Annotated in this window: 23 protein-coding genes and 1 rRNA gene; 11 read left to right on the forward strand and 13 right to left on the reverse strand. The window is 39.3% G+C overall.

What is annotated here, in order from left to right; all coding sequences use genetic code 11:
- Nucleotides 1–7: 7 nt before the first annotated feature.
- A complete protein-coding gene (gene agrA / locus NXS11_RS08610) occupies nt 8–724 on the forward strand; it encodes a quorum-sensing response regulator AgrA (protein WP_259200571.1) in 717 nt (238 codons plus the stop codon).
- Between the two features lie 50 nt (nt 725–774).
- Here agrA and NXS11_RS08615 read toward each other — a convergent pair whose 3' ends face one another.
- The 6 genes from NXS11_RS08615 to NXS11_RS08640 form a co-directional block, all read right to left on the reverse strand.
- The gene (locus NXS11_RS08615; protein ID WP_259200572.1) at nt 775–1,731 is read right to left on the reverse strand and encodes a carbohydrate kinase family protein; all 957 of its coding nucleotides are present in this window, start codon (nt 1,729–1,731) and stop codon (nt 775–777) included.
- Nucleotides 1,724–3,217, reverse strand: coding sequence for a sucrose-6-phosphate hydrolase (locus NXS11_RS08620; protein WP_259200573.1), 1,494 nt, complete (start codon nt 3,215–3,217; stop codon nt 1,724–1,726). The genes NXS11_RS08615 and NXS11_RS08620 overlap by 8 nt, the downstream gene beginning before the upstream one ends.
- Before the next feature lie 18 nt (nt 3,218–3,235).
- Complete coding sequence (locus tag NXS11_RS08625) at nt 3,236–4,222, reverse strand: LacI family DNA-binding transcriptional regulator (protein WP_259200574.1); 987 nt, start codon at nt 4,220–4,222, stop codon at nt 3,236–3,238.
- Between the two features lie 604 nt (nt 4,223–4,826).
- Nucleotides 4,827–5,051: a sulfurtransferase TusA family protein gene (locus tag NXS11_RS08630; RefSeq protein WP_259200575.1), complete on the reverse strand. Its 225-nt coding sequence runs from the start codon at nt 5,049–5,051 to the stop codon at nt 4,827–4,829.
- Nucleotides 5,052–5,072: 21 nt separating this feature from the next.
- A complete protein-coding gene (locus NXS11_RS08635; protein ID WP_259200576.1) occupies nt 5,073–6,155 on the reverse strand; it encodes a YeeE/YedE family protein in 1,083 nt (360 codons plus the stop codon).
- A gap of 766 nt (nt 6,156–6,921) precedes the next feature.
- Nucleotides 6,922–7,572, reverse strand: coding sequence for a redox-sensing transcriptional repressor Rex (locus NXS11_RS08640; protein ID WP_259200578.1), 651 nt, complete (start codon nt 7,570–7,572; stop codon nt 6,922–6,924).
- Nucleotides 7,573–7,725: 153 nt separating this feature from the next.
- On the opposite strand from NXS11_RS08640, the gene NXS11_RS08645 reads away from it, so the two are divergent.
- Nucleotides 7,726–9,681, forward strand: a complete 1,956-nt coding sequence (locus NXS11_RS08645) for an ABC-F family ATP-binding cassette domain-containing protein (protein ID WP_259200579.1) — start codon at nt 7,726–7,728, stop codon at nt 9,679–9,681.
- A gap of 685 nt (nt 9,682–10,366) precedes the next feature.
- On the opposite strand, the gene tsaD is transcribed toward NXS11_RS08645, so the two are convergent.
- The 4 genes from tsaD to tsaE are packed head-to-tail and all read right to left on the reverse strand — an operon-like array spanning nt 10,367 to nt 12,923.
- Nucleotides 10,367–11,383, reverse strand: coding sequence for a tRNA (adenosine(37)-N6)-threonylcarbamoyltransferase complex transferase subunit TsaD (tsaD, locus tag NXS11_RS08650; RefSeq protein WP_259200581.1), 1,017 nt, complete (start codon nt 11,381–11,383; stop codon nt 10,367–10,369).
- Entirely contained in the window at nt 11,376–11,801 is a 426-nt protein-coding gene (gene rimI, locus NXS11_RS08655) for a ribosomal protein S18-alanine N-acetyltransferase (RefSeq protein ID WP_259200606.1), read from the reverse strand. The genes tsaD and rimI overlap by 8 nt, the downstream gene beginning before the upstream one ends.
- Nucleotides 11,802–11,812: 11 nt before the next feature.
- The gene (tsaB, locus tag NXS11_RS08660; protein ID WP_259200583.1) at nt 11,813–12,481 is read right to left on the reverse strand and encodes a tRNA (adenosine(37)-N6)-threonylcarbamoyltransferase complex dimerization subunit type 1 TsaB; all 669 of its coding nucleotides are present in this window, start codon (nt 12,479–12,481) and stop codon (nt 11,813–11,815) included.
- Complete coding sequence (gene tsaE, locus NXS11_RS08665; RefSeq protein ID WP_259200585.1) at nt 12,474–12,923, reverse strand: tRNA (adenosine(37)-N6)-threonylcarbamoyltransferase complex ATPase subunit type 1 TsaE; 450 nt, start codon at nt 12,921–12,923, stop codon at nt 12,474–12,476. The genes tsaB and tsaE overlap by 8 nt, the downstream gene beginning before the upstream one ends.
- A gap of 478 nt (nt 12,924–13,401) precedes the next feature.
- On the opposite strand from tsaE, the gene ilvD reads away from it, so the two are divergent.
- The 9 genes from ilvD (at nt 13,402) to ilvA (ending at nt 24,270) form a co-directional block, all read left to right on the forward strand.
- On the forward strand, nt 13,402–15,090 hold the full coding sequence (ilvD, locus tag NXS11_RS08670) for a dihydroxy-acid dehydratase (RefSeq protein WP_259200586.1): 1,689 nt from the start codon (nt 13,402–13,404) through the stop codon (nt 15,088–15,090).
- Between the two features lie 26 nt (nt 15,091–15,116).
- The gene (gene ilvB / locus NXS11_RS08675; protein ID WP_259200587.1) at nt 15,117–16,853 is read left to right on the forward strand and encodes a biosynthetic-type acetolactate synthase large subunit; all 1,737 of its coding nucleotides are present in this window, start codon (nt 15,117–15,119) and stop codon (nt 16,851–16,853) included.
- Nucleotides 16,850–17,323: an acetolactate synthase small subunit gene (gene ilvN, locus NXS11_RS08680; RefSeq protein ID WP_259200588.1), complete on the forward strand. Its 474-nt coding sequence runs from the start codon at nt 16,850–16,852 to the stop codon at nt 17,321–17,323. Before ilvB ends, ilvN begins: the two co-directional genes overlap by 4 nt.
- A 46-nt stretch (nt 17,324–17,369) precedes the next feature.
- Complete coding sequence (gene ilvC / locus NXS11_RS08685) at nt 17,370–18,374, forward strand: ketol-acid reductoisomerase (RefSeq protein ID WP_259200589.1); 1,005 nt, start codon at nt 17,370–17,372, stop codon at nt 18,372–18,374.
- Between the two features lie 88 nt (nt 18,375–18,462).
- Nucleotides 18,463–19,998: a 2-isopropylmalate synthase gene (locus NXS11_RS08690; protein ID WP_259200590.1), complete on the forward strand. Its 1,536-nt coding sequence runs from the start codon at nt 18,463–18,465 to the stop codon at nt 19,996–19,998.
- Entirely contained in the window at nt 19,995–21,044 is a 1,050-nt protein-coding gene (gene leuB, locus NXS11_RS08695; RefSeq protein WP_259200591.1) for a 3-isopropylmalate dehydrogenase, read from the forward strand. Before NXS11_RS08690 ends, leuB begins: the two co-directional genes overlap by 4 nt.
- A 2-nt stretch (nt 21,045–21,046) precedes the next feature.
- Nucleotides 21,047–22,420, forward strand: coding sequence for a 3-isopropylmalate dehydratase large subunit (gene leuC, locus NXS11_RS08700; protein ID WP_259200592.1), 1,374 nt, complete (start codon nt 21,047–21,049; stop codon nt 22,418–22,420).
- A complete protein-coding gene (leuD, locus tag NXS11_RS08705) occupies nt 22,420–22,989 on the forward strand; it encodes a 3-isopropylmalate dehydratase small subunit (protein WP_259200593.1) in 570 nt (189 codons plus the stop codon). Before leuC ends, leuD begins: the two co-directional genes overlap by 1 nt.
- A 12-nt stretch (nt 22,990–23,001) precedes the next feature.
- Complete coding sequence (gene ilvA, locus NXS11_RS08710; RefSeq protein WP_259200594.1) at nt 23,002–24,270, forward strand: threonine ammonia-lyase IlvA; 1,269 nt, start codon at nt 23,002–23,004, stop codon at nt 24,268–24,270.
- Nucleotides 24,271–24,334: 64 nt separating this feature from the next.
- Here the strand turns inward: ilvA and NXS11_RS08715 are convergent, their stop codons facing one another.
- From NXS11_RS08715 to rrf, 3 genes are all read right to left on the reverse strand, one after another.
- Nucleotides 24,335–24,694 (reverse strand): nuclear transport factor 2 family protein, encoded by a 360-nt coding sequence (locus tag NXS11_RS08715; RefSeq protein ID WP_259200595.1) that lies wholly within the window; start codon nt 24,692–24,694, stop codon nt 24,335–24,337.
- Nucleotides 24,673–24,813 (reverse strand): hypothetical protein, encoded by a 141-nt coding sequence (locus NXS11_RS08720; RefSeq protein ID WP_259200598.1) that lies wholly within the window; start codon nt 24,811–24,813, stop codon nt 24,673–24,675. The genes NXS11_RS08715 and NXS11_RS08720 overlap by 22 nt, the downstream gene beginning before the upstream one ends.
- 103 nt (nt 24,814–24,916) lie before the next feature.
- Nucleotides 24,917–25,031, reverse strand: a 5S ribosomal RNA gene (gene rrf, locus NXS11_RS08725).
- Nucleotides 25,032–25,106 lie beyond the last annotated feature (75 nt).

The raw sequence follows: 25,106 nt of genomic DNA on the forward strand, positions 1-25,106 counted from the left end.
GGATTGTTTGAAAATATTGATTTGTGAAGATAATCCCAAACAACGAGCGCGTATGGAAGAGATTATCAACAATTATATTATGATTGAAGAAAAACCGATGGAAATCGAACTTTCAACGGATAATCCATACGAACTGATTGAAGCCTCTAAAAATCTGTCTGATGTTGGCTGCTATTTTTTAGATATACAGTTAGAATCTGATATTAATGGTATTAAAGTTGGTAGCGAGATTCGCAAACATGACCCTATTGGTAATATTATTTATGTAACGAGTCACAGCGAACTAACCTATCTTACATTTGTATACAAAGTGGCAGCCATGGATTTTATATTTAAAGATGACCCTGATCAATTACGAACACGTGTCGTTGATTGTCTTGAAACAGCGATGAATCGACTGAACCTCATGACAAAAGAAGGAACGGTGGAGACATTAGAATTAAAACGTGGGAGCGGTTCTGAATATGTCCATTATGATGAGATTATGTTTTTCGAATCCTCACCGAAGTCACACCGTCTGATTGCACATTTGGATAATCGACAAATTGAATTTTATGGCAATTTAAAAGAGCTTGCACAGATAGATTACCGCTTTTTCCGGTGCCATAATAGTTATGTACTAAATCGCCATAACATTACTAATGTGGATCCGAAAGAAAGGGTTGTTCATTTCAAAAATGGTGAACTTTGTTATGTATCTGTACGCAACATTAAAAAAATATAAATTAAAATTACCTAAAGTGATCTCATTCATGCATCACTTTAGGTAATTTTCTATACATTATTATCTAATATTTCACGTGTCGGCAAACTCGTCAATGCACCATACTGTTGTACGACATGACCAGCCACTTGATTAGCGAATGTTAATATTGCTTGACCTTCTTTTTTTAGCGTTTCAATAGGTTCAACTGATTGCATCAATTCGGCAATAACTGCACCGATAAACGCATCACCAGCACCTGTCGTATCTACCACATCAACCGCTGTCGGGCATGCTGTATAGGTCGTCCCATCTGCAAAAATGAGGCTCGCGCCATCTCCTCCTTGTGTATAAATAACTGCTTTGACTCGCCCTTGAAATAGCGATTGTAGTGCTTGTTGTTCCTCTTCAATTTGTGTGATAAAACCAAGCTCTTCATCAGATACTTTAACAATATCAGCATGTGGTATAAATGCTTGAATCGTCTGTTGATATGCCTGATAATCATCCCATAATGGTAAGCGTACATTTGGATCAAAAACAACCGTTGCACCTACTTCATGTGCCTTTGCAAGCAATGCCTCATGCGCTTCTTTCATCGGACTGTCTACCAATGCCACCGAACAAAAATGAATCATATCTCCACTCGCTAATGGTAAACGTTGAATATGCGCTGAATCGTACAACATATCTGCACTTGGTTTACGATAAAATGAAAAATCACGTTCCCCACTCGCCGTTAAACTAACAAATGCCAATGCCGTATTCGCTGCAGTAGTACGCTCAATCCACTGTGTGTTCACACCAAGTTCTGCAAGTGTTTCTACAATGCGATCACCAAAAGCATCTTGTCCAAGTTGTGTAACTAGATGACTACGCCCCGTTAACTTTTGTACGGCAGCAGCAACATTACAAGGTGCACCACCTACTTGAGGCATAAAGCCGTTCACATCTTTTAACAATTGATCACGCTCTGTTGGGATAAAGTCAATCAATGCTTCACCTATCGCATAAAACGCATTAGGCATCTTGTTTCACTCCTTCGATATCATATTTCGTCATTTTCAAATATACTTGTCCTGAATCTGTCGCGACTTTAATCTTATTCGCTGTTTTTTTCGGAAAAATACGTGATGTTAGGACACGTTCTCCCTCATTGCAAAAAATTTCAATACTAGATGTATCCACAAAAATACGCAAGTGACGTAATGGCGTGTCCAAATAAGTTTGGCGTGCTGTTCCTTCTACTGGTGTTGGTAAGCGACCACTATCAAAACGATCTAACTTTAACAGCTGTGTATCTGTCTCATAGCGTATGACAGTTGCCTCATCTTTGGATGCTCGTAAATGAAATTCAATCGCAGACGCCTCATTGTCTAAAATATCAATGACGAGCTCATATTGCTCACCTTCATATGGATGCAATTGTTTCAAAAACTTATTTGCATAGCCTAACGCCGTTTCTCTATTGCTACGTAAGCTACGTAAATTCATATGTGGCTTTTGTTTCAACTTGCCATCTTCAATAGTCAAAGTTCTAGGTACAGTTAAGCAATGCGCCCAACCTTCACAATCTGTTGGATATTCTGTATCAGGTAATCCCATCCAACCAATCATCACACGTCGTTGCGCTTCATCTATCAGTGTTTGTGGGGCATAAAAATCAAAACCATTATCAAGTTCTATAAATTCACCATGTGTCATTTCCAATGTTTCAAAGTTCAATTCACCAATAATATAGCCACTTTGATAAATATTTTGATAACGTTCTGCTTCCGGTGCGATACCTTGTGGTGAAAAGACTAAAACATCTTTCCCATTCAATTGGAAATAATCTGGGCATTCCCACATATAACCAAAATCTGTGAGTGACGTTTGAATTTCGCCTTTGAACGTCCAAGAACCTTCTGGATGTTCTGCTTCATATAACACCGCACATCCCGTCTCATTTGCACGTTGCGCACCAATGATTGCATAAAGCTTGCCGTCTCTTTCAAATACTTTTGGATCTCTAAAATGCTGTGTATAGCCTGCTGGGGGGTGTGGAATCGCTGGTGGTAAAAGCTTCTCAACTTGCCCATCATCATTCACTTTGGCAATGAGTTGGCTACTTTCTCTCCCCCACTCAGCATCACGATGATTGCCAGTATACATATAATACAATGTGCCTTCATATTCAAAAGCACTCCCACTATAAACGCCATGGCTATCATAAGAAGTATCGGGATTCAATAAAACACCTTGATGCTCATAATGTACTAGGTCTTTACTCTTATACTGATACCAATACTTCAGTCCATGCACCGCTCCAAGAGGAAACCATTGATGTGCAACATAGTAAGCCCCATTGAAATAAATCAGTCCATTAGGGTCATTTAATAAACCCGTTGATGGCTGAATATGATATGTTTGTCGATAGCGAGAAAGTTGAACAGTCTCTTTTAACGTCTCTAATTCTTCCGCTGTAGTATCTTCTAACTTGCGATAACGTTTGTCACGCGTCCATTCTGTCATTTATTAGTTGCCTCCTTGTTATATGGTAACGGTTCCATCTTTGTCAAATAAAATTACATTAGGTGATGATAATACTTCTAACTTCTGTGTCGTTACTTCTTGATTGTTTGTAAGTTGTCTAAATAGTGCTTGTACTGCCATCTGTCCAGCACGTTCATATTGATAGTAAATCGTATGTATTTTAGGATGAACAATATCGGTAACTGGATCTCCACCAAATCCACCAATAAATGGCGTAAATGTTTGTGGTTCGCTCATAATGACACGATAAAGAGCTAATGCAATCGTATCCGTCGCACCAACATATGCTGTATTCACTTCTATCGTCAATTGCTTTTGTACTTGACGCAACGCCTCATCATAGTCAAAAGCTGCTTGATACGTTTCAATTGCTACCCCCGCTGAATTGAGCGTATCGTATAAACCTTGATAACGCAAATGACCTACTGCCTTATCTATATCAGATACACCTGCATAACGTACTCGTTCATAACCTGCAGCAATAATGCGCTCTGCCATCAATCTACCCGCCGCTTCGTCATCATGATAGATTGCACTTAATTGTGCATGTGTCTGACCAATAAGAATAACCGGCATAGACATTGATTCAATCACTGCCATATGTGCATCCGTTATCTCAGTTGCCATAAATAACACACCATCTACTTTGCTGCGTTGAAACGAACGCAACGCTTCTAACTCCTGATTGCGCGCGCGTTCTGTTAAAGTAAGTAACATCTGATAACCCTGTATTTCACATGCTTTCTTGATACCATGCACCGTACTGGCAACCGCATAAGAATACATGCGTGGAATAATCACTCCGATTAATTTTGTCTGTTGTGCTCTCAAGCTTTGGGCAAACTGATTAGGCGCATATCCATGTGTTTCAATTATTTTTTGAATTTTGCATTGTGTTTTCGGGCTAACAGAACCATTATTTAAGTAACGTGACACTGTACTTTTGGATACGCCCGCAAGCCTCGCAATATCTTGTATGTTCATCTTGTTCACCTCACTACATCATAAGCTATTCTACCATAAACCACCTTGAAAATTCGCTAAACTTAAAGTGTTTTCTTATCAACTTCTATTAATATCAACGAGTCTTCACATTTACGTCACGATTCTTTTTGAAAGCAGCCATATTATTCAAACAGACTCGATCATTCAACATTAGGATAAGTTTGGGCAAATAAAAAAGCGACGAACAGATGAATTCCGTCGTCCTTGCGTCATAGAAGTGTAAGAAGTATATGATTATGTCAATTCAGTTACTATCAATTGTTTTAATCAGCTTCTCTGCGTCTGGTCTCATTGTGAATCGTGTCCAGTTGATGATTTGTTCCCATTGTTACTTAAAATACCGTTCAATTAAAATATGGCATATTATATTGATAACTAAAAGGACAGCCAGTGGTACAAACATATCGTTTAAAATAAATATGATAGCTAAAACAGCCGCTATAAGAAACCATACTGTTTTGATAATCAATACCATCCACTCACCTACCTTAATCCTTCATCGATCTCATCATATACAAGTGAGTATATCATTATTAAACCCCCACAACAATTCAAGTTTGTGAGGGTTTAGATATGCATCTGGTTATGCTTTTTGAACAGTAATTGTCCATGATGCATCACCAAGTTGTTCAAAATTTGTGACTGGATAACTTTGTGTTGCTGCCCAATTCGGGATGGCTTCCGTTGCTTGTGTGCAGTCGAAATCAATCTTCAATTCATCGCCTACCTCCAACGTTTCCATTTTTTTCTGTGCTTCAATTAATGGAAATGGACAAACCATCCCTACTGTACCTAATTCGTATACCATGTAGCTCTCTCCTTTTCTTAATTATGCGCTCACTGATTGTGCTTTAATACTTTGTGTCTGACGTCGTGCAGCACGCAATGGTTTTACAAATAAGAAGTAACTCATAAACCATGTCCCTAAAATCATAGATGCTAGTGCAATCCAACCTTGCCATGACAATGCAGCTGTTGCAACAAGACCATTACCGATTGAACAACCACCTGCAACGGCTGCACCAAAGCCCATGAAAATGCCCCCCAGTGCACTGTTACGAATTGTTTTAATGTCTGGCAAACGCCATTTGAATTCGTGTGCGCCTTTTGCTGCAATATATGAACCAAAAAAGATACCAAGCACTAAGAATACACCCCAGTCAAGTCCTGATGTATCCCCTGTTGTCAAAAACTGAACAATATGTGCAGAAGGTGTTGTAATACCTAAGCCATCATTACGTCCAGTTGAACTGCTTAACGGCCATGCAATCAATGCAATTAAACCTACCGCAATTGCTGCAACGAATGGATGATAACGTCGTTCAAATAATAAATGACGCACACCTGTATAACGTTGCTTTAATTTAGGAATCGCAATCGTTGGTTTTGGCTGACGTAATGTTTTAATCACAAAAAATGTTGTGACTACAATCAATACAATGAGCCAAATCCAACTTGGTACGCCTGTTGAAGCTGACATATCGGCTTGGACTTCTGTAAAGTGCTTTAGACGTTCATTCAGTGGTTTTAATACACCGAACTTTGTAATCGCTGAAAAAAGTGCATAAAAGATTAAAGCAACCCAGCTTCCAATTAAGCCTTCACCTGCACGATAATACGTTCCTGTCGCACAACCTCCTGCCAAAATAATCCCAACACCAAAAATAAATGAGCCTACAACTGTCCCTACAATTGAAAATGCTCCATTATCAATAGTAAGTAATCCTGCCCTTTGCAATACAAAGAGACCTACTGCTTGTATCGCAATCGCAATGAGCAATGCATAGAACATTTTATTATTTTTTTGCACGTACATATCACGAAAACCACCTGTTAAGCAGAATCGTGTACGTTGCATTACAAATCCAAGTAACAAGCCTACAAATAAACCACTAGAAATTGTCCAAAGCATGTCTTAACCTCCTATACCCGACTAATATTATCTGGATTATATACAATATTCTACTATAACGCAAGAGAAATATGAAAATTTATTTTATAAGATAAAAAGAGAATTAACGCCTAAAAAGCGCAGAGGAAGTCATATTTTGTACATCTAAAACGGAGCAAAATATTGAAGACAACAATTATAGAAGCGCAATACGAGCAGAATTTAGATATTATCGAAAAGGTGACAACGTGTTTTTGGAAAAGTAACACCTAATGAACTTGTAGATGAATTGTATAGAGGCGATATCGATGGTCACTATGGGGTCACTAATGTTTTATGCCTAATCACTTCTCCTTCCTTTTCAGACAACAAAAAACACCAAAATCCGCAATGAATTTTGATGGCTTATTTAATCGTACTACTATAGTTAATGCTTTAAAACTTTTAGCTATTTTTAGGCTTATGTGTGTTCAAAGGGACTGAAAAAATATGAATTCATTTTTAATACACATCAATATCACAACAAACGCCTATCATAACTTTCATCTCCATAATTTTATATGAGGCAACGCAGTTTGTTTTAATAAAAGTAATGTTATTTCCACATTCGAGCTGTCTTTATCATAAAATAAAACAAACCTATCCAGTTTTTATATGAAATCCGTCAATATCCACTAAAACCCCGGATTCGTGTTACCTCACTTCAATTATAGAAAGATTTACTTTTCCGTTATGGTTTAGAACACGGCTTAGCATTCATAGCGTTTTCTATCTATATCTAAGTCATTTATGCTTTGAGTGTTGAACTATAGTTTTTCATAAAGAATAAAAGTGATTGTAACTCTACCCCTAAATCAATTTGGTGTACTTGTACCGATTGCGGGACTTGCACGCGCTTTGGTGTAAAGTTAAGAATACCTTTAATACCAGCTTCTACAAGTTGATCTGTGACAGCTTGAGCCGCTGATTCTGGTGTCGCAATAATGACAACTTCAAGCTTTTGCTTATTTATAATCTCGTTCATTTCTGAGAGTGGTTTAACTGTTACGTTACCAATCGATTTACCGATTACTTCTGGACGTATATCAAATGCTTCTGTAATTGTCATATCATCATGGATGGAAAAGTTATAAGTAATCAATGCGTGTCCAAGATTACCAACACCTACAATGCCAATACGTATTTCTTCTGCATCGCTTAATTCTGATTTGAAAAAGTCTAGAAGGTTGTCAATGTTATAGCCATATCCCTTTTTGCCGAGCTCACCAAAGTATGAAAAATCACGTCGAATCGTCGCAGAGTCGATGTTTAAACCTTCACTTATCGCCTTCGAATTAACACGGTTTTCTCCCTTAGCCTTTAGCGTATTTACAAAACGATAATATAAAGGCAGGCGTTTCAAAGTCGCTCTTGGAATTTTTGTCATTTCTTTCGCCATTCTACAATCCTCCAAATTTATTTCTAAAACATGTGATACATTTCACAGCATATCAGTATTATTATAACTGACTTTCAAAGATAATGAAACATTAACTGTTTGATAGGTAAATACTTTGTTGTACAATGTAAGATAATGAAAGGAGTATGCGCTATGATATTAATGCAGTTAAGTCAAATCTCTAAGTCCTTCGACGGCACGACGATTTTTGACAATGTTAACTTTGAAGTAAAAACGGGTGAACGCATCGGCATCGTTGGACGTAATGGTGCGGGAAAATCTACATTGATGAAGCTGATTGCAGGTGTCGAGCCATATGAGGAAGGTCATATCTCTAAAATTAAAAATTTAAAAATAGGCTACCTTACGCAACAAATGACACTGAATACGCAAAACACAGTATTTGAAGAAATGCTGCAACCGTTCGAACACTTGCAGGAACTCGGTACTAAGATGCAAGCTGAAACAGCATGGCTGGCAAATCATGCTGATCAATACGAAACAGCGGATTATCAAGAACATATCAAGCGCTATGAAAGCCTATCAAACGACTTTGAAAAACAAGGTGGCTATGATTATGAACGTAAAATCAAGACGGTATTGAACGGCTTGAACTTTACAGAAGCGGATTATAAACGCCCGATTAATGACTTTAGCGGTGGTCAAAAAACACGCTTATCACTTGCACAGATGCTGTTACGCGAACCAGACTTGTTATTGCTGGATGAGCCAACCAACCATTTAGATATGGAAACAACGGCTTGGCTTGAAGACTATCTCAAATTTTTTAGTGGTGCAATTGTTATCATTTCTCATGATCGTTATTTCTTAGATAAAATTGTGACACAGATATACGATGTATCATTAGGCGAAGTCAAACACTATGTTGGTAATTATACAAAGTTTATCGCACAACGTGATCAATACTATCAAAAAAGATTAGCAGAATACGAACGTCAACAAGATGAAATTAAACGTTTGGAGACATTTGTTGAAAAGAATATCACACGTGCATCCACAAGTGGTATGGCAAAAAGTCGACGCAAAGTTTTAGAGAAAATGACACGTATTGAAAAACCAATGTTAGATGCTAGACGTGCAGATATTCAATTTGACTTTGATCGTAATACCGGTAATGATGTTATGCATATTCGTCAACTTGAAGTGGGTTATCAATCTCCTATCACACAACCTATCAATATCGAGATAACCAAGGGAGACCGTATCGCAATCATCGGTCCTAATGGTATTGGCAAATCTACTTTCATTAAAACAATTGCAGGGCGATTGCCAAAGATTTCGGGAGATGTTGTACCTGGTGCCAACTTAAAAATTGGTTATTATGATCAAAAACAGGCAGAGTTCCGTTCTAACAAGACAATTTTAGATTATGTATGGGATCAGTATAGACATATGCCAGAAAAAGATATTCGCGCTGTACTTGGACGCTTTTTATTCACACAAGATGATGTCCAAAAAATTATCAATGACTTGTCAGGTGGCGAAAAAGCACGTCTTCAACTCGCTTTGCTTATGCTAGAACGCAATAATGTGTTAATACTAGACGAGCCAACCAACCATTTGGATATTGATTCCAAAGAAATGCTAGAACAAGCTTTGCGTAACTTTTCTGGTACATTAATATTTATTTCCCATGACCGATACTTTATCAACGAACTAGCCAATAAAATATTTGCTATGGATATCCAAGGTAGTCATATCTACCTCGGAAATTATCAATACTACCTAGAAAAACTTGAACAGCAACATGCGCTGGAGACACATACCGATGCACAAAATGGACATAAGGGTATGGCAAAAACACCGGTTACAGAACAAGAAGCAACTTATGCGGACTTGAAAGCAATGCGTCGTGAAAAGCGCAAGTTGACACGTCAAATCGAAGCATACGAAACAACGATTGAAACGTATGAATCTCGTATTGAAGCAATTGATATCGCAATGACAGATCCGACTTTGATAGATGACTATGAACAGATGCAATCACTCGCTGAAGAACGAACATCTATCGAACAAGAACTGGAAAATACAATGACAAAATGGGAAGAATTACAAATTCTGGTAAGTACGTTAAATGAAAATGAGTAAAAGATGTGCAGGAATTTTCTGCCATCTTTTATTTTTTTATTCACAGCTAAAACGTGATGATTACAGCTATCCACAAAGTTATTCTAGTTATCCACAAACAGAATAGTATGTATGACACAGTTATATCCACAAATTTATAGATTATCCACGCTTTATCAGCAAGTTATCCACTTTTTGTTAACAACTTGTGCATAAGTACGTACGTTCCCTATTGACATTTAAGTTGAATCATATCATTAGATGTTAGAATTTCATTGTAATTTTGTGCAAATACAAAATCTCTTCCTACACTGTATTACACTGTAAAGTCCTCTCAAATTGTAAAAAATATATTTATGTCTCCAAAATTAAAAGCCATAAATAAGAATGTCTTGAGAAAAAACATATTGGGGAACCTACAAAATTTCATTGTAGTACCACGATAAAACTACCTAGAATTGTGAAAAGCTTGTTCAATCACCTTCTCAATTCAGTCAACTACTATCAATCATTTCAACAACATTGTTCAGTTCTGCTCAAAATCTTAAGCCCTTTTGCTTCATCTCATAAATTATGGGTCAGTAACCAACATGGATATTATCAATGATGGCATTGGCAAAATTATAAACTATAAAGCATAGTATTTGATTCCATTATAAAAACACCTTACCACTGACTTCCAACCAATGTAAGGTGCTCTTACTTTCTATACAGTTTCTAAAAACATATTGCTTTTACCATTCAATGACATATCTGCTGTCACACCTTGTTGATACAAATGATGTGCAACTGCTCCGATCATAGCGGCATTGTCTGTACATAATTTAGGCTCGGGAATAGAGAGCATAATGTCATGTTCTTGTGTCGCTTGTTCAAGTGCTAGTCGTAAACCTCTATTACTTGCGACACCACCTGCTACGATGAGTTGTTTCACATCATAGTGTTCACATGCACGAATTGCTTTCCCTACTAACACTTCAACAACACTATTTTGGAAGCTCGCTGCGACGTTCTCAGGTACTGGTACTTCACCTTTTTGTTTTAAGTTATGCAATTTATTAATAACCGCACTCTTCAACCCACTAAAACTAAAGTCAAAGCTATCAGGCTCTAACCATACACGTGGAAAGTCATAACTATCGATTCCTCGTGCAGCTAATTTATCTACATGTGGACCGCCTGGATACGGTAAACCAATTGTACGTGCCACTTTATCGTAGGCTTCACCCACAGCGTCATCACGTGTCTCGCCAATCACTTCAAAGTTCAAATGATCACGCATTAAAACAAGTTCGGTATGTCCCCCTGACACAATAAGCGCCATCAGCGGAAAAGTGAGTCCTTGATCCAATTGATTTGCATAGATGTGTCCGGCAATATGATGCACTGGAATCAACGGTTTGTTATGTGCAAACGCAAGTGCTTTTGCAGCATTCACGCCTACTAGCAATGCACCGATTAGACCTGGACCTTGCGTTACAGCAATGGCATCGATATCCTCTATTGTCACTTCTGCAGTCACCAACGCATCTTCTATCATTAATGTGATATTCTCTACATGATGGCGACTTGCCACCTCTGGCACCACACCGCCAAAGCGTTTATGACTATCGATTTGGCTTAACACACTATTGCTTAAAATAGTATGTCCATCAGCAATAACACTCACGCTTGTTTCATCACAGCTTGTTTCGATTGCTAATATCAAAGTTGTTTTAGTCATTTAAGTTCACCCACATAACACACGCGTCCTCTCCGTCACCATAATAATTTTTACGCTTTCCACCATATTGAAAGCCTAACTTCTTATAAACATGCTGAGCAACAAGATTGTTTTCTCTTACTTCCAAGCTCATCATCGTCGCAATAGCAGATGCAAAATTTTTGACATAGTTCAGCAAAAGTTGTCCCAACCCATAACCACGATATTCAGGAGCCACTGCAACTGTAGTTATCTGAGCTTGGTCTACAACAATCCATAAGCCAATATAACCGATAATTGCCTCATCATATGTCATCACAAAATAATGTGCAAAATTGTTTTGCTCTAGCTCATGATAGAATGCGTCGATTGTCCATGAACTATTTTGAAAACTAACACGCTCCAAATCAAACACAGCAGGTACATCTTCTTGTGACATGCGACGAATATTCAGTTGGTCTTTGAGCTTTGCTGGTTCAACCAATTTTGTTCTGCCTCCGATAATTTCAAATATTGTGGTGTAAAGCCATGTATATTTTGTGGTTCACCTTTATGTGCCCACATCGCATCTGCACGTGGTAATACCGGTAAGAGATCAAAGTCTTTTAACTGTGTTTCAAATTGTCTCACATCTTCTCCAATGAACAAGACCTGTGTTAGTGTTTTGACATACGCTATCAAGTCCGTCATGGCGATATATTGATCTGCTTTCAATTGTTGAAGTTGTCCACCTCGCCATTGATAAACGCCTGCATAAACATGATCACGACGTGCATTAATAATTGGTACAAGAATACACTCACTATTAGGTAATGTTGCAGCAAGTGCTTTCAATGACGAAACACCATATAGATTCGCCGACAGCGTATAAGCAAGTGTTTTGGCCGTTGTGACCCCAATGCGTAAGCCTGTATATGACCCTGGTCCTTGCGCTACGATAATATCTGTCAAATCTTGCGGTGTAATCTTAGCTGATTCAAGCAATGAGGCTATCTGTGGCATTAACTGGACTGAATGATTTTGTTTGACTGCTGTAGTATATGTTGACACAACTTGGTCCGCTTTCATAAGTGCTACGGATAATGGCTGATTCGAGCTATCTATCAGTAAACTATACATGTTCGAGTGCCTCCTTTATTTTTTCATAGTGTGCACCCTTAGATTCTAACTGTAATGAACGCTCATCTGTATTTACCACGTCAATCTTTATTCTTAAATATGTGTCAGGTAAATATTCTGCAATAAACTGGCTCCATTCAATAACTGTTACTGCATGGTCGTTGAAGTATTCGTCAAAACCTAAATCTTCCTCTGAATCTTCCAAGCGATAACAATCCATATGATGAAAGTTCAATACTGTTCCTTTATATGACTTGATAATGTTAAAGGTAGGTGAATTGATTGTGCGTGTTACCCCTAATGCACGCCCTAAAAACTGACTGAACGTCGTCTTGCCCGCACCCAGATTACCATCAAGCAACAAGACATCCCCTGCTTCAAGATGTGTTGCAAGTTGTTGTGCAAAGTCTTCCATATCTGCTAAATTTTGAATCTTTTTCATTATGTGCACTCCTGACTCAATTTTCTTATCTATTGTATCAAATTTTTGCGCTTTGGAGAATTGTGAATGTTTCGCATGGTATTGATAACGATCATTACAATTATGAAACTTCTAAAAAACACTTTATTCAAATATTTTTCAGAAAATTTTAAACTTACTGTTGACTTCTTTGTACAGATAGGTTAAATTTAGTTTATCCTTTTTTCAGATAATTCATTCAACTAACGACAGCTTATTTGAGAAAACAACCATTCAACTATTTTAAGGAGCGTATTGATATGACGAACAAGTATTCATTCCCTAACCAACAACTTAATGTCATTATTTTATTATTACGCCCAGGACTGGAGCTTTAGTAAGAACTATTTACTAAATGTGCTTAAGTCCTATTTCTAGTTGAATGGGACTTACCATGATACGTCCCAATTCATATTGGGGCGTATTTTATTTTCTGTAAACAACCAAGGAGGCAATAAAAATGAGAAGTGACATGATAAAAAAAGGGGATCACCAAGCGCCAGCAAGGAGTTTATTACATGCGACAGGTCAGATTAAGTCACCTACTGATATGAATAAACCTTTTATCGCAATTTGTAACTCTTACATCGATATCGTACCTGGGCATGTACATTTGCGTGAGCTTGGTGACATTGCCAAAGAAGCCATTCGTGAAGCTGGTGGTGTTCCTTTCGAGTTCAATACAATCGGCGTCGATGATGGTATCGCAATGGGGCATATCGGGATGCGCTATTCACTACCGAGTCGAGAAATCATTGCAGATGCAGCAGAAACAGTCATCAATGCACACTGGTTTGATGGGGTTTTCTACATTCCTAACTGTGACAAAATCACACCTGGAATGATGCTCGCAGCAATGAGAACGAACGTCCCTGCAGTCTTTTGTTCAGGTGGTCCGATGAAAGCAGGTTTATCTTCACGAGGTAAAGCGTTGACACTCTCATCTATGTTCGAAGCAGTTGGGGCTTTTAAAGAAGGCACAATGTCTAAAGAAACATTTTTAGAAATGGAGCAAAACGCTTGTCCAACATGCGGGTCATGTTCAGGCATGTTCACCGCTAACTCTATGAACTGTTTAATGGAAGTACTCGGGCTTGCACTTCCATACAATGGTACCGCATTGGCAGTCAGTGATGAACGCCGCGAGATGATTCGTCAAGCTGCAAAACAACTCGTCTACAATGTAAAACATGATATTAAACCACGTGACATTGTAACAAAAGAAGCAATTGATGATGCCTTTGCATTAGATATGGCAATGGGTGGATCAACTAACACTGTGTTACATACCCTTGCAATTGCTCAAGAAGCGGGCATTGATTATGACCTTTCTCGCATCAATGCTATCGCTAAAAAAACACCTTACCTATCGAAAATCGCACCAAGTTCATCTTATTCAATGCAAGATGTACATGAAGCAGGTGGTGTTCCAGCAATCATCAATGAACTTATGAAAAAAGAGGGTGTTTTACATCCAGATAGAATCACTGTCACAGGTAAAACATTGCGTGAGAACAATGAAGGTAAAGAGATTACGAATGATGTTGTAATCCGAAAGCTCGACAATCCATACGATAAAGAGGGTGGACTCTCTGTTCTTTACGGTAACATCGCACCAGATGGCGCTGTTATCAAAGTCGGCGGTGTTGACCCAAGTATTAAGACATTTACAGGTAAAGCAATTTGTTTCAATAGTCACGATGAAGCGGTTGAGGCTATCGACAATCATACAGTCAAAGCGGGGCACGTTGTAGTCATCCGCTATGAAGGGCCTAAAGGTGGCCCAGGAATGCCTGAGATGCTTGCCCCTACTTCTTCTATCGTTGGTCGTGGACTAGGCAAAGATGTCGCATTAATTACAGATGGGCGTTTCTCTGGTGCTACACGCGGTATCGCTGTTGGACATATTTCACCTGAAGCAGCAGCTGGTGGCCCAATCGGTTTAATCGAGGATGGAGATGAAATCACAATTGATTTAACCGCACGTACACTCGATTTGCATGTAGATGCCGAGACATTAGCCTTGCGTCAAGAATCACGACAACCCTTTAAAGCAAAAGTAAAAACGGGGTACTTAGCACGCTATACAGCACTTGTGACGAGTGCAAACACAGGCGGCGTAATGAAAGTGCCTGAAGACTTATTATAAATCCCATTAAAATGGAGGCAAATTTTATGACACATGTAAAAACAACGCATCATGAACATGCAACAGAACCTACACCAACCACTCTTAAAAGCGGTTCAGAATTATTAGTTGATGCATTGATTGAGGAAAATGTTGAATATATCTTTGGTTATCCTGGAGGTGCAGTCTTACCACTTTACGATACATTCTACGACGAAAAAGGGCCAAAGCATATTCTCTATCGACACGAACAAGGTGCTACACATGCGGCAGAAGGCTATGCACGTGTTAGTGGTAAACCAGGCGTTGTTGTCGTTACGAGCGGGCCAGGTGCTACGAATGCGATTACAGGTATTGCTGATGCATATAGTGATTCCCTACCACTCGTCGTTTTCACTGGACAAGTTGCCTCTCCAGGTATCGGGAAAGATGCATTCCAGGAAGCGGATATTTTATCGATGACAACCCCTATTACAAAGCATAATTATCAAGTACGTAATGTGAGCGAAATTCCTAAAATCATCAAGGAAGCTTTCCATGTTGCAAACTCTGGACGTAAAGGTCCCGTTGTTATCGACTTTCCAAAAGATATGGGTACCCTAACCACTGCAACACCTGATGACAGTACAGTCCACACACCGGGTTATCAAGTCACATCTACACCGTTAGCAGATGATATACAACAATTATGCGAAATGTTAAGAATGTCACAAAAACCATTAGTACTAGCAGGTGCAGGTATCAACTTTGCTCAAGCAAATGACTTATTAGATACTTTCGTAGCACGTCATCAAATTCCAGTAGCTACTACATTACACGGCTTAGGTGCCATACCATATGACAGTCCACTATTCCTAGGTATGGGCGGTATGCACGGTTCCTATGCAAGCAATATGGCGCTAACTGAATGCGACTTATTAATTAACTTAGGTTCACGCTTTGATGATCGTCTTGCCAGTAAACCAGATGCCTTTGCACCGAATGCCAAAGTAGTGCATGTCGACATTGATCCATCTGAAATCAACAAAATCATCCGTACAGACTTAGGGATTGTTGCAGATGTTAAAGAAGTACTCGAACAATTGCTCGCATTTGACGATACGTTTGCTGAACATCAAGCATGGCTGGATGAAGTGGCGCAATATAAAGCTAAACATCCATTCTCATACCGTGATACAGATGATATCGCATTTAGTAAACCACAACGCGCGATTGAATATATCGGTAAGTTAACCAATGGCGATGCATTTGTTGCGACAGATGTTGGACAACACCAAATGTGGGTTGCACAATTTTATCCATTTAAAACATATGGTCAGCTCATCACAAGTGGTGGTCTTGGCACAATGGGCTTTGGTATCCCAGCCGCAATTGGCGCCAAATTTGCGAAACCAAATGCGACAGTCGTTGCTTTCGTTGGTGATGGTGGGTTCCAAATGACCAACCAAGAAATGGCATTGCTTAACGAATACAACTTAGATATCAAAATCGTACTCGTTAATAACGGCACACTCGGCATGGTAAAACAATGGCAAGATAAGTTTTTTGACAAACGATTTTCACATTCAATCTTTAATAACCAACCAGATTTCGCCAAAATGTCAGAAGCATATGGGGTTAAAAGCTTTTTGATTGATAATGCTAATAACTTAGAATCAACACTTGATGACGCATTCAGTTATGCGGGTCCTGCCTTGATTGATATTCGCATCTCCCCTACAGAACCTGTATTACCAATGGTTCCAAGTGGCAAGGCAAACCACGAAATGGAGGGATTAGAATGAGACGCACATTTCAATTAACAGTATTTGACAAAGCAGGAACACTCAATCGTCTTACAAGTACATTTGTCCGACGTCAGTTCAATATTGTCAATCTCACTGCCAGCCCTACTTTGGAGTCAGGTGTCACTGAGATCACTTTTGTGGCAGAAGTTCCAGATGATCAAGTTTTGCGCACAATCATTCAACAATTAAAGAAACAAGTCAATACTTTAACGGTTAAAGATATTACAGATACGAATACATTTAATCGAGAATTATTGCTGATTAAACTTCGTAAACCTATGAACGACACATCGTTTACAGAAGTGATGACACGCTATGATACACACGTTATACGTTTAAAAGAAGACAATGACACTTTATATTTACAAGCTGTTGGTTCACAAGAAACTTTAGACTGCTTACTTAAAGATTTATCAGTCTATGATATTCAACAAGTCTCACGTACTGGCCCTGCCGCTATCGTCTAATTTAAAAATAAAAATATAATTAATGAAAATATGGAGGAATGCTTTTATGGCAAAAGTATATTATGACAATTCAGTAGAACAAGATGTATTACAAGGAAAAAAAGTTGCAATTATTGGATATGGCTCACAAGGCCATGCACACGCACAAAATTTAAAAGATAATGGATATGATGTGATTGTTGGTATCCGTCCTGGTCGTTCCTTCGATCAAGCAAAAGAAGATGGCTTTGATGTATTCACTGTAGCTGAAGCTGTCAAACAAGCAGACGTTGTCATGGTGTTATTACCAGATGAAATTCAAGGCGATGTATATGAAAACGAAATCGCACCAAACTTAGAAGCGGGCAATGCCTTAGCGTTCGCACATGGCTTTAACATTCACTTTAACGTTATCAAACCACCAAGTGATGTTGACGTATTCTTAGTTGCACCAAAAGGCCCTGGTCACCTTGTTCGTCGTACATTTGTTGAAGGTTCAGCCGTTCCTGCATTATTTGCAGTCCAACAAGATGCGACAGGTCACGCACGTGATCTTGCATTAAGTTACGCAAAAGGTATCGGTGCAACGCGTGCAGGTGTCCTTGAAACAACGTACAAAGAAGAAACTGAAACAGACCTATTCGGTGAACAAGCTGTCTTATGTGGTGGTGTAACACGCCTCATTCAAAGTGGTTTCGAAGTCTTAACAGAAGCTGGCTATCAACCAGAAATTGCTTATTTTGAAGTACTACATGAAATGAAGTTAATCGTGGACCTCATGTATGAAGGTGGTCTTGAAAATATGCGTTACTCTATCTCAAATACTGCAGAGTTCGGTGATTATGTCTCTGGACCACGTGTAATTACAGCAGAAACTAAAGAAAATATGAAAGCTGTCCTAAAAGATATTCAAGATGGAACATTCAGTGACCGCTTCATTGAAGATAACAAAAATGGTTTTGCATCATTTAAAGAAATGCGTGCTGCACAACAAAATCATGCAATTACCGAAGTGGGTCAAACATTGCGTCACATGATGCCATTTATTAAATCAAAAAGTATTTCTAAGTAAACATACAAGATGAGGTATGTGGGGACTGAACCTTTGCATTCGGTACCCTTCTACCTTACATAAATGATATTTTAAGGAGTTGTTAACAATGTCTAGCCATATTCAAATTTTTGATACGACACTAAGAGATGGTGAACAGACACCAGGCGTCAGCTTTTCTTTTGATGAACGTCTTAACATTGCAACACAGTTAGAACAATGGGGTGTGGATGTCATCGAAGCTGGGTTTCCCGCTTCAAGTGAAGGGAGTTTCCAGTCTGTTCAAGCTATCGCACGCCACTTAAAACGCGCAACTGTTACAGGACTTGCACGTTGCTTAAAGGCAGATATCGATGCGGTATACGAAGCAACAAAAGATGCTGTTTCTCCATCAATACATGTCTTTATTGCGACGAGCCCTATCCACTTAACCTCTAAGCTTAATATGACAGAAGCGCAAGTATTAGCATCAATTGATGAACATGTGCGTTACGCAAAAGAACGCTTTGAGATTGTTCAATTTTCACCTGAAGATGCCACACGTACACCATTACCATTTCTTATACAAAGTGTCCAGACTGCCGTCGATGCGGGTGCCACAGTTATTAACATTCCAGACACAGTCGGTTATACGTTTCCTCAAGAATATGGTCAGATTTTTAGAACACTCATTGATAAAGTCAAAACACCTCACCCTATTACATATAGTGCCCATTGTCATGATGACCTTGGTTTAGCTGTTGCAAATAGCATGGCTGCGATTGAAAATGGTGCGACACGCATTGAAGGTACGGTTAACGGGATTGGCGAGCGTGCAGGTAACACCGCTTTAGAAGAAGTTGCGCTTGGTCTTTACGTCCGACAAGATCATTATCAAATCCAAACGAACATTCAACTTGCAGCAACCAAACAAACTTCAGACCTAGTGGCTCGGTATGCAGGTCTTCGTGTACCGCGTAATAAAGCCATTGTTGGAAAAAATGCTTTTAGTCATGAATCAGGCATTCACCAAGACGGCTTCTTAAAAAATCCTGAAACATACGAAATTATGACACCACAGCTCGTCGGTGTGAAAAGTACAGAGTTGCCACTCGGTAAACTATCAGGTCGTCATGCATTCCAAGATAAGTTAAAACAGCTCGGTTATGACATTGATGCTGAGACACAAAAAGTACTTTTCAAATCATTTAAAGATATGGCTGATAAGAAAAAGTATATAACCGACCGTGATATTCATGCATTAATTCAAGGATCAGCACATGAAAAACAAGCTGCTTATCAGTTGGATTCACTACAGCTGCAGTTCGTATCAAAAGGCCTACAAAGTGCAGTCGTTGTGCTAAAAGACCAAGCAGGTAACACCTACCAAGATAGCAGTATTGGTACAGGTTCAATTATCGCTGTCTACAACGCAGTCGATCGCATTTTACAAAGTCAACCAAAACTCATCGATTATCGTATTGATGCATTAACAGAAGGACGCGATGCACAAGCTGAAGTACATGTCACTTTGCAACGCGATGACAAACAAGTTTCAGGCGTTGGCTTTGACCATGATATTTTATATGCATCATGTAAAGCCTATGTCGAAGCCGCATCCCAATTAGTCGATGCGCCTAAGCCAAAAGAAGGTGACACAGAATGACATTTCATATTGTGACGTTATCAGGTGATGGCATTGGGCCTGAGATTATGTCAGGCACACTAGATGTACTTGCTAAACTATCAGAAAAGTACAACTTTAAATATGATATCACAGACCATCTTATGGGTGGCTGTGCCATCGATGCGACAGGTTCTCCCCTCCCAGAAACGACTTTGACAGCGTGTCAACAAGCGGATGCAGTGTTATTAGCAGCGATTGGTGGACCAAAATGGCAAGACCCAAATAATCGCCCAGAGCATGGCTTGCTAAAGTTGCGTAAATCTCTCGGCTTGTTTGCGAATATACGACCAACACGTGTCAGCGAACATACTGTGAATTTGTCGCCTTTAAAAGCGGAGATTGTCGCACAAACGGACTTAGTCATTGTACGTGAACTAACGAGTGGTATTTACTTTGGTACACCAAGTCATTGGGACGCAGATAAAGCGATTGATACATTAACGTATACTGCGCATGAAATTGAACGCCTTGCACATGAAGCTTTTAAATTGGCACAACAACGACGCAAAAAATTGACATCCGTTGATAAAGAAAACGTCTTATCTTCAAGTAAGCTATGGCGTCAAACAATTAATCGTATCGCTGAACAGTATCCGGACGTGGCTGTCGAACATTTACTCGTAGACGCTTGCAGCATGCACTTACTGAAGCGTCCAACTGACTTTGATGTCATCGTAACTGAAAATCTATTCGGTGATATCTTAAGTGACGAAGCATCCATGCTCCCTGGTTCGCTCGGTTTATCACCATCTGCTAGCTTTAGCGAATCCGGTCCGGCACTTTATGAACCGATTCATGGCTCTGCACCAGACATTGCAGGTCAAAACAAAGCCAATCCATTCGGCATGTTGTTATCACTAGCAATGTGTCTACGCAATTCCGCACAACGTGATGATATGGCAACATGGATAGAAAATGCAGTGGATTCACTAATTGCACAACAAATTACAACGCCTGACTTAGGAGGTCATGCAACAACAACAGAGATTTTCGAAGCACTTCAATCTCGTATTAAGGAGGTCTAGACATGGGACGCACACTATTCGATAAAATTTGGGATAATCATGTCATTACAGGGCAGCCAGGAGAACCACAATTGTTATACATTGACTTACATTTGATTCACGAAGTCACCTCTCCTCAAGCGTTTGAGGGATTACGACTCCAAAATCGTACGTTACGAAGACCTGACTTAACGTTTGGGACACTTGATCATAACGTTCCAACTATCGATATCTTCAATATTAAAGATGAAATTGCAAACAAACAGATTCAAGCATTGCAGAAAAACTGCGCAGAATTTAATGTAAAACTCTTTGATATGGGCTCAGATGAACAAGGTATTGTCCACATGGTTGGCCCCGAAACAGGCCTCACACAGCCAGGCAAAACAATTGTTTGTGGTGATTCACATACAGCTACACACGGTGCTTTTGGTGCAATAGCTTTTGGTATCGGTACAAGTGAAGTTGAACATGTTTTTGCCACACAAACACTTTGGCAAACGAAGCCAAAAAATTTAAAAATCGAGGTGAACGGTACACTTCCAGCAGGTGTCTATGCGAAAGATATTATTTTATATCTTATCAATCAACATGGTGTGAACTTTGGGACAGGTTATGCGCTTGAATTTACAGGTGAAACAATTGCACAGCTATCTATGGAGGCGCGTATGACCATTTGTAATATGGCGATTGAAGCAGGTGCGAAATATGGTGTCATGCGTCCAGACGAAACAACTTTTGACTATATGGAAGGCAGACCCTACGCTGGCAATATCACCGAACAAAAAGCAGCATGGCAAGCGTTATATAGTGATGACGATGCTGTTTTTGATAAAGTCATCACACTGGATGTCACAGAACTAGAACCACAAGTCACATGGGGTACAAGTCCAGAAATGGGTGTGAACTTCTCAACACCATTTCCATCGATTAAAAATACCAACGATGCACGTGCATATGATTATATGGGCTTGCAACCCGGTCAAACTGCAGCAGACATCCCACTCGGCTATGTCTTCTTAGGCTCATGTACAAATGCACGTCTGTCGGATCTAATTGAAGCAAGTAAGTTTGTTAAAGGACAACATGTTTACGATTCGATTACCGCAATTGTTGTACCTGGCTCAAGACAAGTCAAGCAACAAGCTGAAGCACTCGGATTAGACAAAATCTTTAAGGACGCTGGCTTTGAATGGCGTGAACCTGGATGTAGTATGTGTCTAGGTATGAATCCTGACCAAGTCCCTGCTGGTGTCCACTGTGCCTCTACCAGCAACCGTAACTTTGAAGGACGCCAAGGTAAAGGGGCACGTACACATCTTGTATCCCCTGCTATGGCTGCAGCAGCGGCAATTCATGGGCGTTTTGTAGATGTTAGAAAGGTGGTTCACACATAATGGAAATCAAACCAATTACTGAGTATACAGGAAAAGTGGTTGCACTCTTTCACAACAACATTGACACCGATCAAATCATTCCTAAGGTTCATCTGAAACGCATTTCCAAACTAGGCTTTGGTCCTTTTCTATTTGACGAATGGCGCTACTTGGAAGACGGTTCTAACAACCCTAACTTTGAGCTAAATCAACCTGAAGCACAAGGTGCCTCTATTTTGATTACAGGTGAAAACTTTGGCTGTGGTTCGAGCCGAGAACACGCAGCATGGGCATTGAAAGATTACGGCTTTCAAGTCATTATTGCCGGTAGTTATAGCGATATTTTTTACATGAACTGTACGAAAAATGCGTTACTGCCTATCGTATTGGACAAAGCAACACGTGAACGCTTAGCGCAAGAATCAGAGCTTACTATTAACCTGCCTGAACAACAAATTAAAACTGCACATGAGACATTCAGCTTCGATATTGATGAAACATGGAAACATAAACTCGTCAATGGCTTGGATGACATTGCGATTACTTTACAATATGCGTCAGAAATCACCGCATATGAACAACAACACTAAGGAGTGAAATATATGACTGTACAAACACAAACCGTCACTGCTAAAGATGTCGATGAGGCATTTTTACGCATACAACAAACTGTCAAACAAACACCATTAGAAAAAGATCATTACTTATCAATGAAATATGACTGCAATGTCTATTTAAAACGTGAAGATTTACAATGGGTACGTTCTTTCAAATTAAGAGGCGCTTATAACGCCATTTCTGTCCTACCATATGCACAACAAGTAAAAGGTATTACATGTGCAAGTGCGGGTAACCATGCACAAGGCGTTGCATTTACTGCACGTCAACTGGACTTGCATGCAGTTATCTTTATGCCAGTTACAACACCAAGTCAAAAAGTAAACCAAGTCCGATTTTTTGGTGATAGCAACGTCGAAATCCAACTGATTGGTGATACTTTTGACGATTGCTTAAAAGAAGCATTGGCATACACAGAAACACATAATATGACGTTTATCGATCCATTTAACAACGTTCATACAATTGCGGGACAAGGCACACTTGCGAAAGAAATATTACAAACAGCCGCAGAAGAAAATATTTCATTTGATTATTTATTTGGTGCGATTGGCGGTGGCGGTTTGATGTCTGGTGTTGCTACCTACTTTGCTGCCAATAGTCCTCAAACACAACTTGTTGGAGTCGAACCATTAGGCGCAAGTAGCATGCACGCAGCAGTACAACAGCAACAAGTCGTAACATTGCCCAATATCGACAAATTTGTAGATGGTGCTTCCGTCGCACGTGTCGGTGAGATTACTTTCGATATTTGTAACCGTCTTTTACATGATTATGTTCAAATTGATGAGGGCGCGGTATGTTCAACCATTCTAGATATGTATTCAAAACAAGCTATCGTCGCAGAACCTGCCGGGGCGTTAAGTATTAGTGCGCTCGAGCAGTATCGTGAACAAATTAAAGGTAAAAATGTCGTCTGTATCATCAGTGGTGGAAACAATGATATCAACCGAATGAAAGAAATTGAAGAACGTTCATTACTTTATGAAGAAATGAAACACTACTTCATCTTAAACTTTCCTCAACGACCAGGGGCATTACGTCAGTTTGTTAATGATGTACTAGGACCAAATGATGACATTACAAAATTTGAATACTTGAAAAAAGCTTCTCAAAATACCGGAACTGTCATCATCGGTATTCAACTACAAAAACATCAAGATTTAAAACAACTGATTGCTAACGTAAACACATTCGATCCTAAAAACATCTATATCAACGAAAATAAAATGCTGTATTCACTTTTGATTTAAGATAGAAGAGACTGGCAATATATAGTCACCCTACATACTGCCAGTCTTTTATAATGCTCATGTTTCAATCGAGCAATGTCACATTCTCTTTCCCCCAATAAGCAGTGATGTCGGTAATATCTCCCTCTTCATTGAAAGCCATCGTTTCAATAATATCTATCGTAATATGATGATCACCTACCTGCGCATAGAGCTTAAACGCCATCGCTGCTTTATGATTATGTCCGGTACTAATAGGCGCAATCAACTCAGCTTTTTGTGGTAAAAACAAGACATCCCCTTTTTCATGAAATCCTTCATATGTAACTGCCGCCCCTTTAAATAAGGTTGCATCATATGGATCTTCTATAACAATATCTTTCGCATAATAAAGCGCTGTTGGAATCGCTGTAACCTTGTTAATCATATCAATATGATTTTGCATACAACACGCATATACGTTTCAGTGATATCGTCACTGGCATCTTGTTCATAATTCTGAGGCTGTGTATCACATAATAAATCATCTATCAGTTGTTTCCACGTATGAACATCACTTACCATTGGAATCCCCCTTCCTCTGTTGTTAAGGCTATTAATAATGTATCGTATTAGACACAAATGCATAAAAAAAAAGAGAAGTCGAAATGACCTCTCCCATTAAATTACCTGGCACCGTCCTACTCTTGCGGAACGTAAGTCCGACTACCATCGGCGCTAAAGAGCTTAGCTTCTGTGTTCGGCATGGGAACAGGTGTGACCTCTTTGCCATAGGCACCAGATAAAGTTGAATGTTATACATTCAAAACTAGATAGTAAGTATTCATGTTACACAAACAAAACCTTGTGAAAAAATT

The sequence above is a fragment of the Staphylococcus americanisciuri genome, assembly GCF_024814435.1.
Classification (GTDB): domain Bacteria; phylum Bacillota; class Bacilli; order Staphylococcales; family Staphylococcaceae; genus Staphylococcus; species Staphylococcus americanisciuri.